Annotated in this window: 16 protein-coding genes; 8 read left to right on the top strand and 8 right to left on the bottom strand. The window is 58.4% G+C overall.

The window, feature by feature from the left end:
- Positions 1–200: 200 nt before the first annotated feature.
- The 8 genes from RS901_RS34605 (at position 201) to RS901_RS34570 (ending at position 7,989) form a co-directional block, all read left to right on the top strand.
- Complete coding sequence (locus tag RS901_RS34605) at positions 201–1,271, top strand: LysR family transcriptional regulator (RefSeq protein WP_316155123.1); 1,071 nt, start codon at positions 201–203, stop codon at positions 1,269–1,271.
- Positions 1,249–1,485 carry a hypothetical protein gene (locus RS901_RS34600; RefSeq protein WP_316155122.1) on the top strand — a complete coding sequence of 79 codons (237 nt, stop codon included), beginning with the start codon at positions 1,249–1,251 and terminating at the stop codon, positions 1,483–1,485. Before RS901_RS34605 ends, RS901_RS34600 begins: the two co-directional genes overlap by 23 nt.
- Positions 1,448–2,455 (top strand): ISAzo13 family transposase, encoded by a 1,008-nt coding sequence (locus RS901_RS34595; protein ID WP_316157364.1) that lies wholly within the window; start codon positions 1,448–1,450, stop codon positions 2,453–2,455. The genes RS901_RS34600 and RS901_RS34595 overlap by 38 nt, the downstream gene beginning before the upstream one ends.
- A gap of 207 nt (positions 2,456–2,662) precedes the next feature.
- Positions 2,663–3,130, top strand: a complete 468-nt coding sequence (locus RS901_RS34590; RefSeq protein WP_316155121.1) for a PaaI family thioesterase — start codon at positions 2,663–2,665, stop codon at positions 3,128–3,130.
- Positions 3,131–3,472: 342 nt separating this feature from the next.
- Positions 3,473–4,663 carry a CaiB/BaiF CoA-transferase family protein gene (locus tag RS901_RS34585; RefSeq protein WP_316155120.1) on the top strand — a complete coding sequence of 397 codons (1,191 nt, stop codon included), beginning with the start codon at positions 3,473–3,475 and terminating at the stop codon, positions 4,661–4,663.
- A gap of 19 nt (positions 4,664–4,682) precedes the next feature.
- Complete coding sequence (gene acdA, locus RS901_RS34580; RefSeq protein ID WP_316155119.1) at positions 4,683–5,870, top strand: 3-sulfinopropanoyl-CoA desulfinase; 1,188 nt, start codon at positions 4,683–4,685, stop codon at positions 5,868–5,870.
- A 50-nt stretch (positions 5,871–5,920) separates the two neighbouring features.
- The gene (locus RS901_RS34575; protein ID WP_316155118.1) at positions 5,921–6,901 is read left to right on the top strand and encodes a tripartite tricarboxylate transporter substrate binding protein; all 981 of its coding nucleotides are present in this window, start codon (positions 5,921–5,923) and stop codon (positions 6,899–6,901) included.
- 137 nt (positions 6,902–7,038) lie between these two features.
- On the top strand, positions 7,039–7,989 hold the full coding sequence (locus tag RS901_RS34570; RefSeq protein ID WP_316155117.1) for a LysR substrate-binding domain-containing protein: 951 nt from the start codon (positions 7,039–7,041) through the stop codon (positions 7,987–7,989).
- Positions 7,990–8,058: 69 nt separating this feature from the next.
- On the opposite strand, the gene RS901_RS34565 is transcribed toward RS901_RS34570, so the two are convergent.
- From RS901_RS34565 to RS901_RS34530, 8 genes are read right to left on the bottom strand one after another with little or no spacing between them, the layout of a single operon-like run.
- Positions 8,059–8,784 (bottom strand): enoyl-CoA hydratase/isomerase family protein, encoded by a 726-nt coding sequence (locus tag RS901_RS34565; RefSeq protein WP_316155116.1) that lies wholly within the window; start codon positions 8,782–8,784, stop codon positions 8,059–8,061.
- On the bottom strand, positions 8,781–9,947 hold the full coding sequence (locus RS901_RS34560) for a CaiB/BaiF CoA-transferase family protein (protein ID WP_316155115.1): 1,167 nt from the start codon (positions 9,945–9,947) through the stop codon (positions 8,781–8,783). Before RS901_RS34560 ends, RS901_RS34565 begins: the two co-directional genes overlap by 4 nt.
- A gap of 17 nt (positions 9,948–9,964) precedes the next feature.
- On the bottom strand, positions 9,965–10,723 hold the full coding sequence (locus RS901_RS34555) for an enoyl-CoA hydratase/isomerase family protein (protein ID WP_316155114.1): 759 nt from the start codon (positions 10,721–10,723) through the stop codon (positions 9,965–9,967).
- A 22-nt stretch (positions 10,724–10,745) separates the two neighbouring features.
- Positions 10,746–12,362: a class I adenylate-forming enzyme family protein gene (locus RS901_RS34550; protein WP_316155113.1), complete on the bottom strand. Its 1,617-nt coding sequence runs from the start codon at positions 12,360–12,362 to the stop codon at positions 10,746–10,748.
- Positions 12,363–12,372: 10 nt separating this feature from the next.
- The gene (locus RS901_RS34545; protein ID WP_316155112.1) at positions 12,373–13,356 is read right to left on the bottom strand and encodes an MDR family oxidoreductase; all 984 of its coding nucleotides are present in this window, start codon (positions 13,354–13,356) and stop codon (positions 12,373–12,375) included.
- Positions 13,357–13,414: 58 nt separating this feature from the next.
- Positions 13,415–14,329, bottom strand: a complete 915-nt coding sequence (locus RS901_RS34540; protein WP_316155111.1) for a hydroxyacid dehydrogenase — start codon at positions 14,327–14,329, stop codon at positions 13,415–13,417.
- Positions 14,330–14,356: 27 nt separating this feature from the next.
- Positions 14,357–14,701: a carboxymuconolactone decarboxylase family protein gene (locus RS901_RS34535; protein ID WP_316155110.1), complete on the bottom strand. Its 345-nt coding sequence runs from the start codon at positions 14,699–14,701 to the stop codon at positions 14,357–14,359.
- A 44-nt stretch (positions 14,702–14,745) separates the two neighbouring features.
- Complete coding sequence (locus RS901_RS34530) at positions 14,746–15,948, bottom strand: mandelate racemase/muconate lactonizing enzyme family protein (protein WP_316155109.1); 1,203 nt, start codon at positions 15,946–15,948, stop codon at positions 14,746–14,748.
- Between the last annotated feature and the right edge of the window lie 7 nt (positions 15,949–15,955).

Here is a 15,955-nt window from a genome sequence, read left to right as displayed (position 1 = left end):
AATCCACCCGCATCAGTGATCTGGTAAGTGCAGGCAAGCGACCGTTGGCCCTGGCAGGCTTCCTGTTTGTGTTCCTGATTGGTTTCGGCGCATTGTGTTGTGCATAGATGGTGTAGCGCCAGTCAAGACACACTCGGCCCGGTGACGGCCTAGCGGACTTGACGGCTACCGCTTGGCCACCGGCAAAGTGCGAGCCCTGATTGACACGCGACGTTCGTGAGCTTATTTTCAATGCCATTGAAAGTAGCGTGAGCCATGCTTCAACTCCTGGCTCCCAAAATGGCATGCCAAAATCAGCGAGATCCCAAATCCCGACGCTCCGGCAGCTCGAACTTCTCTTGGCGCTTGTCTCGTCAGACGGCATTGCTGGCGCGGGTGCGAAGCTAGGCATGACGCCGTCAGCAACGAGTCACTCTCTCCGGGCGCTTGAGGATGCACTTGGAGTTCAGCTCGTAGAGCGCAATCCAACTGGTCTATCGTTGACGTTTGCTGGCGAGCAGGTCCTTCCTCATGTTCGGGATGTATTTGCGTCAATGCAACTGGTCACGGCCACGGCGAGGGCGGGGGCGGAGCTAAAGACAGGATTGATCAAGGTCGGGTCTTTTGGGGCCAGCGCAACGCTGCACGCGCTACCGATGCTCCTTGAGCACTTCAGGAAGAAGTATCCTGGTGTGAGTGTATCCATCACAGAACGCCCGGACGAAGAAACGAGTCGGGACCTCATAGAGCGACGGATCGAGCTTGCGGCTGTCACTCTACCGAAAAGTGACTTTGAAACGATAACGTTGGCTGTTGACGAGTTGGTTGCCGTGCTGCCAGAAGGCCACGCACTCGCCGAAAAGCGCGAGGTCCAGCTTGCAGAAATCACGTTACACCCGTTTCTGCTCACTCGCGCCGGATCTCAAAATTTGATCCGCCGCCTCTTCGCCCGGCACAACTGTACACCCACGATTGTTCACGAGTTGCTGCAAATCATGTCGATCCTCGAGTACGTATCGCGAGGCGAAGGTGTGTCTATCCTCGCGCGGCTTGCGGTTCCCGCCGCGTATCCCGGCGTTGTTTTCAGGCCCTTGCTGCCGCAGACGCGCCGGAGTATCGGGCTGGCTTGCCTTGATGAAAGTCGCCTTTCTCCCGCAGCCAAGGCATTGTGGCTAGAAGCTAAGGAACGGGTGAGAAATAACTTCCCGAAGTGGACGTGGCGGGTGCAAAGCGACGCTGGTAAGATGCGGTCCTTCTGGAGGACAGACGATGCAGGCTGGTTACCGGGCTGAGGTTGAAACGCGGATGAAGCGGCTGTACGTGCGGTTGTCGGAGAAGGACCGACGTCGGTATGCGGCTGTGGAGGCGGACAAGCTGGGCCATGGCGGTTTCGAATATATTGCGAAACTGTTTGAAATTGACCCGAAAACAATCAGGCAAGGGTTGAAGGACCTGGAAGAAGAGCTGGATCCGGCTGGAGAGCGGATCCGAAAAAAAGGGGCGTAAATCCAGGTTAACGGACCATCCGGAGTGGAGCGCGATATTTCTGGACGTGGTGCGAGAGCATACGGCGGGTAATCCACAACACGGCGTCATCTGGACAGATCTGAAGCCACGCGAAATCGCCCAGGCGATGACGCAGCAGGTCGACGGACGGGTGAGCGTGCGAACGGTCCGGCAGCTGTTAAAACGCAACGGTTTTTCCCGGCGGCAATCACAGAAAAAGAAGTCGTTCAAATCCCACGCGCAACGCGACGCGCAGTTTCAGCGTATTACGCAACTCAAGGCGGAATATCTCGAAGACGGCCAGCCTGTCATCAGCATCGATACGAAGAAAAAGGAGATGCTGGGTAACTTCTATCGCGACGGCAAGCTCTACACGCGCGAACAGCTTGAAGTCCTCGACCACGATTTTCCGAGTTACAGCAAAGGCAGGGTCATTCCGCATGGACTGTATGACATCGGCCTGAACAAGGCACATGTGAACATCGGCGTGAGCCGTGACACGACGCAGTTTGCCTGTGACAGCGTGGCGCACTGGTGGGAAAAACAGGCTCGCGCCGATTATCCCCACGCCACACGGTTACTGCTGTTGTGCGATGGCGGAGGCAGCAACCCGAGTAATTCGTGGCTTTTCAAAGCCGATCTGCAAAATCTGGCAGACCGGCTCGGACTGGAAATCCGGGTGGCCCACTATGCTCCATACTGCTCGAAACATAATCCTATCGAGCACCGCGTGTTTCCACACATTACGCGGGCCTGTGCTGGCGTAGTCTTCAGCAGCGTCAGTCTGGTCCGGGAACTGATCGAAAAGGCCTGTACAAAAACCGGTCTGAAAGTTACCGCTGACATCCTTGACGGAGTTTATGAAGCCGGACGGACGGTCACCCGCCACGCTCGCGCTTCACTCAACATCGAGTACGACTCAACCCTGCCTTCGTGGAACTACAGCATCCGCTCAAGGAGCGCCGCATAGCGGGAAGTTATTTCGTGCGCGTTCCTAAGCGCATTAGCGCGGTCAAGCACTGACACCGGAAGCGCGTTTGTCCACGCGGCAGAACATCCCGACGGCTCTCACTTGAGAATTTTCTCAATTGCGGATGAGTAGCATGCCACCTTAGCCTCCTGCAAACGCAACCTGGGAAGATCGGGTGTGTCGATATCAACTCAACCGGGTCAGCCCATGTGTGCCAGCAGAATTTGCGAGACTCCCATTCAAGACGAGTATGCGGCTGACTACAGCCATTGCTATGGTTGCGGGAGAGACAATGCCGATGGTCACCATCTGAAGACCTATCTCATTGGCGCAGAGACGCTGTCGCGCTTCACCCCGGACGCGAAATACAGCGGTGGAGTACCAGGCAACGTCTACGGCGGCATGATCGCGTCACTGTTCGATTGTCACGGTACAGCATCCGCAGCTGCGTTCCATCGACAAGATTCCAGCGACGAACAGCCAACTTTGGCTCGCTTCGTTACAGCCTCGCTCGTTGTCAACTTCATTGCACCCACGCCGCAGTTTCAGGAACTTACGATTCGTGGGGTCTTGAAATCGATTGAGGGCAGAAAGGTAAGGGTCGAAATGACCCTCGAAGCTGAGGGGCTAGTTCGTGCCAATGCCGAAATGTTGGCCATCGCCCTGCGGCGTTGAGGCGCATATGCGCCGGAAAATCACCAATTAAGCGATGTCCCGCGGCTAGCGCTGCGGGCTGGTTGGCACTCCTTCATTCAATTTTCGAAAGTCCTTGCGCGGTACTTTTTGCAGACGTGCAGGATTGCGTTCGGGGACTCAACCCTTCGTGATTCGACATTGGCTACAAACCTCGCGATCAGTCTTGCGGAACAATTCAATTGAGCTTGCTTCTCACTGATTTCTAGAATTTACGCATGCAAGAACGGGAGATTTCTTCATGCGACGTATCACTGTCTATTTCCAACACCTGAACCAGAGCGCCGCGAGAGTTGTGAACTCGGGCTTCCAGCGAGGTGCGCGATGACGGGCGCCTTGGAAGCAAGAGCGCTAGCAGGCGTAAAAGTCCTGGATTTGTCGCGTATTCTGGCCGGCCCCAGCGCCACCCAACTGCTGGGTGACCTCGGCGCCGACGTCGTCAAGGTTGAGCGTCCGAACGAAGGGGATGACACCCGAAAGTGGGGCCCGCCTTATATCAGCGATACGGCCGGCAATCCGACCAGCGAAAGCGCGTACTACCTGAGTGCCAATCGCAATAAGCGTTCGATTGCCATTGATATGGCTACCGAGAAGGGGTGCGCGCTGATTCACCAACTCCTTGAGCACGCCGACGTGCTCGTTGAGAACTACAAGGTAGGCGGACTTGCCCGATATGGCCTCTCCTACGAGCAACTCAAAGACCGGTACCCGAAGTTGATCTACTGCTCCATCACGGGTTTCGGCCAAACCGGACCTTACGCGGAGCGCCCGGGCTATGACTTCTTGATCCAGGGCATGGGCGGCATCATGAGCTTGACCGGCGAGCCTGATGGTCAGCCCATGAAGGTAGGCGTTGGTATCGCCGATGTGATGACGGGCATGTATGCCGCGGTCGGAATCCTGGCCGCGCTTCACCATCGCGCGACCTCTGGAGAAGGGCAGCACATCGATGTTTCGCTCCTTGACTCGCAGATTGCATGGCTCGTCAACGGCGCAACAAATTTCTTGGCGGATGGCGTGCTGCCCAAGAGACTCGGAAACGGGCATCCCAACATCGTTCCGTATCAAGTCTTTGACACTGCCGATTCGCCCATGATTCTCGCGATCGGCAACGACGGGCAATTTGAGCGCTTCTGCAGGGTTGCGGGCGTTATGCACCTTGCTGCGGATGATCGTTTCAAGTCTAACCCTGCGCGCGTCGCCCATCGCAAGGAAGTGTGTGAGCTAGTGGCGGAAGCACTGAAACGGCGAAGCCGCGCCGAATGGCTGGAAGCGCTGGAAGGCGCCGGGGTGCCATGTGGTCCCGTCAACAATCTCGAAGATGTCTTCAACGATCCGCATGTGAAGGCCCGCGGAGCGGAAATCAGGATGCCTTGTGAGTGGGCGAAGGATGGACACCTCCGGCTTCTTGCGAACCCGCTGAAGCTCTCGACCACGCCGGCGAGCTATCGCAGCCCGCCACCACGGCTGGATGAGCATCGCGATGCGATTCTGAAAGACTGGCTGAACAACTAAGGATGTACAGGAGATGAGTATGTTTGAACTGAGCGCTGAGCAAAAAGAACTGCAGTTGGCGGCACGCGATCTTGCACAGAACGTCTTCGCGCCAACGGCGGCGAACACCGATGTGACAGAGGCCTATCCGTGGGCGAACATTGACCGCTTGTTGTCCGAGGGCTTCATGGGGATGACGGTTCCTAAGGAGTTTGGCGGACAAGGGCGCAGCTATCACGACACCGTTATCGTCATCGAGGAAATGGCGAAGGCCTGTGCGACGATGGGTCGTATCACGGTGGAGGCGAACATGGGGGCCATCGGGGCAATCATGCGCTATGGAACAGATGAACAGCGCAAGATCGCCGCCGAAGCAGTTCTCAGTGGCGACAAGCCGGCCATCTGTATCTCCGAGCCCAACGCCGGCAGCGCGGCCAGTGAAATGACCACGCGCGCGGACAAGGTCGGCGACCACTACATTCTCAATGGGGAGAAGTACTGGATTACGGGTGGCGGTGTATCGCGTCTGCACCTGATCTTCGCGCGCGTCTTCGACGACGGGGTGGACCAGGGGATCGGCGCGTTCATCTGCATGCGTGACGGAAATTCCCCGGAAGGGCTGGTCATCGGTCGCCGGCTTTACGCGATGGGTGTGCGCGGCATTCCTGAAACGCATATCGAATTCCACGACCTGAAGATCCACAAATCCATGTTGGTAGTCCCCCCTGGCGGATTGAAGCGCGGATTCGCATCCCTGATGAGTGCCTACAACGCTCAGCGAGTCGGCGCGGGAACTGTTGCGCTGGGCATCGCCCAGGGTGCCTTTGAAGAAGGGGTCCAATACGCTAAGTCCCGAGAGCAGTTTGGCAGACCGATTGCGGAGTTTCAGGGGCTCCAATGGATGATTAGCGACATGTCCATCCAGCTCGAAGCGGCTCGGCTTCTGCTGCACTCGGCAGCATGCAGCGGACAGGAGTTTCCGGACATCGCCAAAGCGGCACGCGCCAAGATTTTTTCGGCGGAAACGGCTAACAAGGTCACGAATGACTCGCTGCAACTCTACGGATCGTCGGGCTACGGCCGTCACAACCCCATGGAGCGGCATGTTCGCGATGCGCGAATGTTCACCATCGCTGGCGGCACAGCACAGATTCTGCGGACCCAAGTGGCCGGCAATATTCTGGAGATGAAGCTTCCGCAGACCCGGACCGGTTACGTTCCAAAGTAGCCGCGGGGCGATAGATTTTCACTCCAGAAAAATATATGGAGGAGACAAAGATGAAACGCAGGAACTTTATCAAAGCCATATCGTGTATGGGGGCAGGGTCCATGGCTCCGATTCTCGCGCACGCGGCGGCTAACGCAAGTTACCCGGCCTCGCCGGTCCGCCTGGTTGCCCCTTTTCCGCCTGGCGGCACTGTAGACATCCTGGCACGCGTGGTTGGTGCTCAGCTAACTAAGGAAACGTCGCAAGCCTTTATTGTGGATAATCGCGCCGGCGCAGGCGGGACAATTGGCGCAGATGCTGTAGCACGTGCTAAGCCCGATGGATACACGATCTTGTTTGGCGCGGCCCATCATGCCATTGCACAGACCGTATATCCTTCGCTGCCCTATGATATCCGTAGTATGACGGCCATCAGTTTTCTTGGTCGCGTGGATCACGTGTTGCTTGTCACAAACAAGCTACCAGTGAAGACAGTGGGTGAACTTGTCGCCTACCTCAAGGCGAACCCAGATAAGCTTGCGTATGGTTCACCGGGCACTGGCACGCTCCATCACCTCATGGCTGAGCAGTTCAAAGCCGTGACTGGAACAAGGATGATGCATGTCCCCTACAAAGGCTCCAGTCCGGCGCTAGTGGACCTGATTTCGGGAACGATCCAGGTCTACTTCGAGACGATGCCCTCGGCGCTCCAATATGTACGAAACGGAAGCGTGCGCGCGTTGGCGGTAACGTCCAAGCAACGCTCACGCAGTCTCCCGGACCTTCCGACCATCGCGGAATCTGGCGTCTCCAACTATGACGCTGCAAGCTGGTACGGCCTTTTCGCGCCGAGCGGTACCCCAGCCTCGGTAGTCTCGGCGTTGAACGCGGCTACTACTCGCGCATTCGCCAATAGCAGCTTTGTCGAGCAATGGCGCAACCAGGGGGCCGAGCCTGGTGGCGGCAATCCAGACGTGCTCCGGAAGCTGCTGCTGAGCGAGGTGGACCGCTGGAGCGTTGTGGCCCGCGAAGCGAAGATCCGGATTGATTAGCCGTACCAATAGGAGGCCGATATGCCAATCGGATACTCGGCCTCCGACGCCTTCGTTGACTGGCACACGCGCCGAAGACTTGACTGCAAAATGGCAAGACGGGCGTTGTTGAAGGCGTTCAAGATGAAGGAGGCAAGATGAGCACCACGCCAAAGCGACTTCGAATTACACTAAGGCAATTAGAGGTATTTGTTGCCGTGGCCAAGGAACGCTCGACGCGCGCTGCTGGCGACGTCGTTGCTAGGTCGCAGTCGGCAGCAAGCAGTGCACTAGCGGATCTTGAGGGAGCACTGGGGTGCGACTTGTTTGATCGAATTGGGCGCCGCTTGGTGCTCAATGAGTATGGACGTAACCTGCTACCGGTCGCGGCATCGCTGCTAGAGCAAATTGCCGATTTAGAAGAGATCCTGCATACCAAGGTCGCCGGATCTCCTCTTGTAATCGCGGCGAGCATGACTATTGGCGAGCATATTCTACCCAACCTGATTGCCCGATGGCGCGTCACTCATCCGCGAAATTCTGTCCGGATGCTGGTGACGAATACCGTTGGGGTGTTGGACGCGGTGGCTGAGCTTGAGGCGAGCGTCGGCTTTATCGAAGGGCCGCAAACACGTAGTGGCCTTTCTTTGCAGCCTTGGTTCAGCGATGAGATGGTGATTGTCGCGGCGCCGACTCATCGACTGGCACAACGTACGGCGTCGCATTCAGATCTGCGCGCCGTGAGCTGGGCAATGCGGGAAGTGGGGTCGGGTACCAGAGAGGCAGCAGAACGCTGGCTAACCGAAAATCTGGGCACCGTTCAGATCGACTATGAGCTAGGAACCCCTCAGGCCGTCACGGCACTCGTCATGACCGGCCTTGCCGTAGGCTGCTTGCCACGGCACGCGGTCGAGCGGTCCGTGGCCGCGGGCGACCTCGTGGTGCTGAAACATGAAATGCCCCAAGCGCAGCGACGCCTGACTATCGTCACTCATTCTGCCAAGCGCCCCGGTCCAACGTGCGGCGCGTTCATTCAGCATTGCTTGCTGGCGGTAGATGCCGGATCGCATACTTCGGATCCGGCACATGCCGATGCCGTAGCTGTGTAATCGGGGAACCAAGGAGCTGGCATCGCATTTCTTGGGGAAGAGTTGCGCACGCGCAGGTTAATCAGCAGTCTATTCCGACCGTGCGAGATGGCTAGCGACACGTTCCTTGATGCCGGGCAGCGCTGCTGATCTAACAAGGCAGGCAAGGTCGGCGTTTGCCTGGAGGTCGGATACGGCCGCGTAGAGGTCGGCCCGGCTTGCCGGCGAAAGGATGCTTCCTGTCGCGGAGGCGGCATGAATCGCTTCGGCCCAACGGTCCTGTTCAGAAACTTCGTGAATGAACCCGATCGATTTAGCCTCCGATGCGGAGAATGTCTTCGAGTTCGAGAGAATGTCCGTTGCTTTTTCCTTGCCGACGATAGAGGCGAAGCGACGAGTCCCTAGAACAAGGCCGAACTTGAGCCCAGGCATGCGAAAAGTAGCTTCCTCTGTCGCCACGCGATGCCGGCATACGGCCAGGAGATCGACGCCTGCGCCGAAGTTTTTGCCGTGGGCAAGGCCTAGGGTGAGGCAGGGAGATGTGGCGAATGCCTGCAGCAGTAGTTCAATTCGCACGAAGCGGAGCAGAAGATCGCCATCACTTAGAAATGAGAGATCCGAAAAATCGAAGCCCGCACTGAAGTTCTTTCCTGCGCCCTGAAGAACGAGGACTGGCACGCGACGGTCGCGCGCATCCTGGACGGCGTCCAGAAGCGCCTCGACCATGTCATAGGACAGTGCATTGCGCTTCTCCGGACGTTGCAACTTCAGCGTCCAGACGTCCTGCGTTCTCTCGACATGCAGTGGTGAACTCATGCGGCCTTCTCCCCGGCTCGACGCAGCTCACCCATGACTTCGTCGTTGTGTTCCCCTAGGGCCGGTGGCCGACGCCGGACCGGGAAGCCCTTGCCTGACATGCGGATAGGGGACACAAAGGTCTGGGTCTGGCGTCCGTTGGGCAAATCCAGAGGTTGCACCCATTCCATATGTGTTACCTGCTCGTCGGCAAGAACTTCGGAGTATCGATTGATCGGGGAGCATGGAACGCCAGTGTCCCGGAATATGCTGAGCCATGTGTCCGTATCAGCCTTGATAAATTCCCTTTCCAGCAGCACCAGGAGGTCATCCTGATGCTGAGCGCGGCTCGTTGGTGTTTGAAAGCGCGGGTCGAGCAACAAGTCTTCCCGTTTTAGGGCGACGCAAACTGCGCGCCAGAGAGAGTTGTTGCCAGCTGCCATCCCGAAGTACCCATCTCGGCTCCGGAACACACGGTATGGTGCGTTTCTTGGATGCGCTGAGCCGAGAGGGAGGGGATCTCGTCCGGAGCCGAAGTACTCCGACGTCTGCAGGGCCGCAATTCCAAGCGTAGCACCCAACATCGGCACATCCAGGTGGCAGCCTTGCCCGGTAGCTTCTGCAAGTCGTAAGGCGGATACGACGCTGAAGGCTCCATACAGACCTGCGGAGAAGTCAGCGAGCGGAACTCCGCACTTTACTGGGGGGCCGCTAGACTCGCCTGTGATGCTCATAATGCCGCTCATTGCCTGAATGGTTAGGTCGAAACCACCCTCCTGCGATCGGGGGCCGGCCTGGCCATAGGCAGAGATGGAACAGTAGACCAGGGAAGGATTCAGTTGGCGAAGGTGCTCGTAACCGACTCCCAAACGGTCCATCACGCCAGGCCGATTGTTCTCGATAAGCACGTGAACCGTCTTTGCAAGTTCGCGCAGCAACTGGACATCGCCCGATTGCTTCAGGTCCAGAGTGACGGATCGCTTATTGCGATTCAGAGACGCAAAATTTTCGCTGTACCCGTCGTTGACGGGAGGCCAGCTTCTAAGGGTGTCGCCACCATCAGGGTTCTCGACTTTGATGACATCTGCCCCCATGTCAGCGAGCAACATGCCACAGAAAGGGCCGGCCGCGACATTGCAGACCTCAATTACTCGAACACCTTCGAGTGGATTCCTGTTTGACATTATGTATTCCTTTGGCCTTACCGGCCAATGAATTTGGGCGGGCGTTTTTCCTTCAGGCTAGCGAGCCCTTCCTGAAAGTCTGCACTTCCAAAGACCGCTTCGGTCTCCTTCAGAGCAAATGCGCCCTTTTCCACAGGGCTCTTGGGAAGGACGTCGTTGGCAAAGCGCTTGAGCATACCGAGAACCAATGGCGCGTGGGTGGCCAACTGCCTAGCCATTGCTTGCGCTTCGATGAGCTGTTGCCCAACAGGAACGACGCGATTCACGAAGCCAACCTGGTAGGCGCGCTCGACGCCAATCTCGCCGCCGAGAAGCATCATCTCCATTGCGACCTTGTGAGGGATGCGACCGGGCAGCGCGCTCAGCAAGCCACCAGCGAATCCCATCTTTGATTCGGGATAGCTGAACTTCGTATTGTCCGCTGCAATGCAAAGATCGCACATTTGCACAAGTACCACTGCTCCGCCAACACACCATCCGGCGACGGCCGCGATGACTGGCTTGTCCACATCGATGACAACACCCGGCGTAAAGCGGCGATAGTCCGGCGGTTCGACGGTGGCGCGATCGCGTCCAGCGGAGAACGCGCGATCACCGGCACCCGTCAGCACAGCCACGCGATCCTCATCGCTGGCATTGAAGCGAAGCCACGCCTCGCGCAGGCCCTGCTCGACCTCTGTGTTGATTGCGTTGAGCTTGTCTGGGCGGTTGATTGTGATGGTCGCCACGCCTTCGCTCGATGAATACGTAACTGCATCGTCTTGGTTGAGGCTCATAGTGGTCTCCGAGTTATAAGTGTCAGAGCAGGCGGACAACGCCTTCAGGGTCTGGCGTCTGGGCTAGTCCTTTCAACTGGTGCTTCAGGACTTTTCCATTGGGTGAGGAAGGGAGCTGAGATACCACGTACACCTCGCGGGGGCGTTTGTACGGCGAAAGTCGCTCTGCGAGGTGTTGACGAAGCTCGTGGGCAGTCAACACAAAATCTTCCGCACGCTCGATGAATGCGATGACTTCCTCATTGCCACCAAGGTTGCGTGGAACGACTGCGGACTGCACTATTCCTGGATGGCTGTTCAGAGCGTTCTCGACTTCGAGCGGGTAGACGTTAAAGCCACTGCTGATAATGAGGTCCTTGGTGCGGCCTTCAATGAACACATGTCCGCTTTGATCCACCCGTGCTAGATCCTGGGTGTTGAACCAGCCGCCTGGTCGCATGATGTGCGCGGTGAGCGCAGGATTGCGGTAGTAGCCCTTCATCACGTTGGGCCCGCGGGCCCAGAGTTCGCCGACCTCGCCGTCAGCAACTGGGATGCCATCGGGGCTTAACAGACGTATCTCTACGCCAGGCAGGGGCAGCCCCACCGAACAATCAGTCCGCGCAGCGTCCAGTCGTGTCCAACACAGCCCGGATCCTTCGGTCAACCCATAGCCATTGTGCAAAGGCAGTCCAAACAACGCATCTGCATCTGCCATGACGGTCGGATCAATCGGGGCGCCGCCAGCGGCGATGAAGCGCAGGGCCGGTGCATTGACGCGACGCTTGTGGGCTTGGTCAGCCAGCTTTGAGAACATCGCCGGGGCACCCTGTAGAACGCTGATGTTCTCGGTCTCAAGAGCGTGAAGGCAATGGGCTGGCGAGAAGCGCGCGACGAGATGGACATGCGCGCCGGCACGCAAGGTCGCACCAAAAACAGCAACCAACCCCATAACGTGGGTGATAGGCAAGACGCCATAGATTCGGTCGCAAGCATCAAGCTTGCGCAGCCGGATCATCATGGCGCCGAGATAGAGTAGATTAGCGTGCGTCAGCATGACCCCTTTGGGCGTGCCGGTCGTGCCAGTCGTGTAAATCAGCGCTGCAATATCGTTGGATGTTCCGTCGATGGCGTCAGGGGTAGAATCGCCCAACTCCCGCTTTACCATGAACGCCCCGATATACGGGAGTTCTACCGGTGCTGCGTCATTCCGGCGCCCATGTTCGGCCGCGTCGGAAGATTCCTCCGAGAAATAGAGCGTTAATTGGGGCTGCGCGTGGGCTCTGATGGCGTTGACCTCGAATTGCGCGCGGCGCGCATTTTCCAGGACTGCGCAACAGTCTAGAAGGCCGGCCGCCAGTATGAACGCCGCAAGCCCCAGGCCGTTCTCGCCAACTAGCATGATTCGGTCGCCACGTCGGACGCCGTAATCGCGGAGCATTGCGGTAGCGGCATCGACCGCGGCGGCCAGTTCGCCGTACGTCCAGTCCTTTCCTCTGGCGCTGATGGCGGGGCGATGGGGATTCTTCGCTGAGTGGGCCAACGCCGCGTGGGCAAATCGTGCTGGAGTATCAAGCTGCCCAGGCCATTGAGGAAGGGGCGTGTCTGGAAGGGGCGCGGTGTTGAGTAATGCGACGCGCGGTTGAGATTTCGCATCCATGTCTCAGTCCTCACGTAGCGTTCACGTTAACAATGATGCGCCCCTCGACTTTTCCTTCCAGCAGTCTCGCGGCAGTCGACGCGGCCTCGCTAAGGGAGATCTCGGTGCCGATGTGTTCCAGGAGTTTGGGCGCGATCTTTGCCAAGTTCGACCATGCTTCATCGCGCAGTGCCCGTGGGGCGTAGACGCTGTCAATTCCCAAAAGTGCGACACCACGGAGGATGAATGGCGCGACGCTCGCCGGAAACTCCAACCCCTGTGCCATGCCGCACGCTGCCACAGCACCGCCGTAACGCGTCTGTGCGCAAGCGTTGACGAGGGTGTGGCTGCCCACACTGTCGACGACCGCCGCCCACCGTTCCTTTTGTAAGGGCTTGCCAGGAGTGGCAAGCGTCGTTCGGTCGACAATTGCCGACGCACCGAGGGCTATCAGGCGCGCTTCCGCCTCGGGGCGCCCGGTTGACGCAATCACTCGGTAGCCTCTCGCTGCGAGGATGCCAAGGGAAAAGCTGCCAACACCGCCATTGGCGCCGGTCACGAGCACTTCGCCCTGATTTGGCATTAGGCCATGCCGCTCGAGTGCCAGGACACAGAGCATGGCCGTGTAGCCTGCCGTGCCTATTGCCATTGCCTCGCGCTCACTGAGACCCGCTGGCAGAGGCTGCAGCCAGTTTCCGGAAACGCGAGCCTTCTGAGCCAAGCCGCCCCAATGGGCTTCCCCTACCCCGTGTCCATTCAGTAGGACCTTGTCCCCCGGCTTGAAGTCGGGGTGGTCGCTTGAGTCGACGGTGCCCGCAAAGTCAATTCCGGGAATCATCGGGAACTTGCGGACGACCGGTCCTTTGCCTGTGATGGCGAGGCCATCTTTGTAGTTCAGCGTAGAGTACCCAACGCGAACCGTGACGTTGCCATCCGGCAGCGAGCTTTCCTCAAGGTCTGTCAGCGATACGGACAGACCTTCTTCTCCTTTTTCCAGCAGCAAACCTTTGAACATCAGCAACTCCTTGGAATGTTGCCAAGTGTCGACAGGCCGTATTGCAATGGCAGATGGCCTACATCTCCATGATGCGATCGGCGACGTACTCGCACACGCGGAACTCGGAGTCGGCCGTCACGCCAGCAATGTGCGGTGTAAGTAAAAGATTGGGGGCGTCCGCCAGCGCTGAACCACTTGGCAACGGTTCTGTGTCGAATACGTCCAGCGCTGCGCCGTGTAGATGTCCCTTGTGCAGTGCCTGTGCGAGTGCAACTTCGTCGACAATCCCACCGCGGGCGGCATTGATCAGGATCGCCCCTGGGCGCATCTTCGACAGACGCCTTTCGTCGATCAAGCCGCGCGTCTCAGGTGTGAGGGGGAGGTGCAAGCTAACGACGTCGCTGCATGCAAGGAGCTCTTCCAGCGGCAGCATCTTGCATTCGAAATCTCCAGGAGCCCGCGAACCCGAGGTGTGTCCGTATGCGACAACTCTCATGCCGAGCCGGTCTGCCAGATGTCCGGTGAGTTGCCCGATTGAGCCGAACCCGACCACACCTAACGTGCGCCCTTCGATTTCAAATCCTTCGGGTGACGCTGGGCGTGGCCACTCCCCCGCAGCCATCCCAGCGCTGACACCATAGTGGCTTCTGCGCAGCAGCATCATGGCCGTGGTCACAACATACTCGGCGACGGAGCGCGCATTTACCCCGAAGGCAGGGATGATCTTAATGCCCTTGGCTCGGCAGCCCTCAACGTCAATGTTGTCCAGGCCGACACCCAGTCTTCCCACGGCACGGCATCGCATCAGAGCCGCCAACAGATCATCTCGGACCTGTGTGCGATTGCGGATGATGAGGACGTCTGCATCACGCGCCGCTTCAACCAATTCAGGCCCGCGTGTGAACAACGTGGGATCGTGCTTCACGTCGTGCTCAATGCGAAGGCGTTGAAGCGAGATTGGGTGCATCGCTTCGGGCACTAGGATTTTCATCCCAAGCTCTCCGGGGTGGCGTCGGTATCAGGTGTTCTCGAACTGGCCGAACGCTTCCATTGCGCGCACCGAGTAGACATAGGCTGCGCCGGCATTCAACGCAATGGCCGTGCCCAGGGCGTCGCTGAGCTCGGCCTCGGTCGCGCCAGCGGCGCGTGCGGCGCTCGCGTGGGACGAGATGCAACCATCGCAACGGGTGGTGACTGCGACGGCCAGCGCGATGAGCTCGCGCGTCTTCGGATCGAGTGCACCCGCGCCATTTTGAGCGGCATTCAGGGCCTGGAAGCCGCTGACCAGTTTGGGGTTAGCCTTGGCCAGGGCGCCAGCGGCGGAACGCAGATTCTTCAGTTGGTCGATCCAGTTATTCAGCATGGTGATTCCTTTGGTTAGTAGATGCTGTTGAAAAAATCGTTGAGTCAGTTGTTTCGCTTGTACTGCAAAAGGCCGCCCGTGCCCTTGGGAGGACGAGCACGCAGCGCTTCCTCGATGGGCTCAGTTCCCCAGCCCGGACGGTCGGGGATCACCAAGTGGCCGTCCCGGTATTCCGGCTGATGAGTAAACAGTTCGCCTTCCCACGGGAGCCGATCGACATCGGTTTCCATGAGCCGGAGATTGGGGACAGCCGCCGCGAAATGTGCGTTCATCATCGTGCAGAGATCGCCATAGAAGTTGTGCGGCGCGATGTTCACGTCGTGCGCCTCACATGCAGCGGCGATCTTTATGGATTGCCAGACCCCGTTCCAGACGGTGTCAATAATGGCGACGTCCATGGCTTGTGCTTCAAGGAACGGTAGGAAGCCCCGCACACCAATCAGGGTTTCGCAAGAAGCGATAGGGAAGGGGCTGTGGTCGCGGACGTAAGCCAATGCCTTCGGATTGAAGCTGTCTGTCTCCACCCAGAACAGGTCCATATCTTTCAGTTCGCGAAGCAGCTTCAACATGCCTTCCGGCTTAGCATTGAAATTGAAGTCGACAAGGATGTCCATGTCGGGGCCGGCTCCGTCGCGCAGCGCTTCCAGATGCATATGCGTATTGCGGATCAGCTTCCGGTCGACGTTGAGTTCCGGCTGGAAAGGCACGCCGAAGCCCGGTCGCCAGGCATACGGCGAGCCATCTTCGTGAATGAACAAGTTGGTCTTAAGCGCGGAATAGCCGCGCTCCCGTGCCTCCGCTCCCGCCTGGTACACCCCGTCGAGATTCGTGATGGCCGGATGGTAGTAGGCGGGATGGTTAATGCGCCATGTCGCGCAGTGTGACCAGTAGACTGGCACGCTGTCGCGCACCTTGCCGCCTAGCAGCTCGTAGCATGGAACATTCAGGAGCTTTGCTTTCGCGTCCAACAGGGCATTCTCCAAGGCGCCGATGGCTTGTGCGATTACGCTCCCGGGCGCCGGGCGAGTGAGGCAGCCGGCTTCCTGAAAGGATCGCTCGTGGGAACGCACGTCCTGGCCAATCAAGCGTTTGCCGAGCTGCTCTATGATCGCGCCGACGCCGGGGGATCCGAAGCCCTCGTCATACTCGCTCCATCCGACAATGCCTTTGTCGGTGCTCAGTTTGACGAAGAAGTAATTGCGCCATCCTGCATCACAAAGGATGGTTTCAATTTCGGTGACTTTCATAACGTAT

Origin of the sequence: Cupriavidus sp. BIC8F, assembly GCF_032465815.1 — a bacterium.
In the GTDB taxonomy this organism is placed as follows: domain Bacteria; phylum Pseudomonadota; class Gammaproteobacteria; order Burkholderiales; family Burkholderiaceae; genus Cupriavidus; species Cupriavidus necator.
This window is presented reverse-complemented; position numbering and strand designations above follow the sequence as displayed.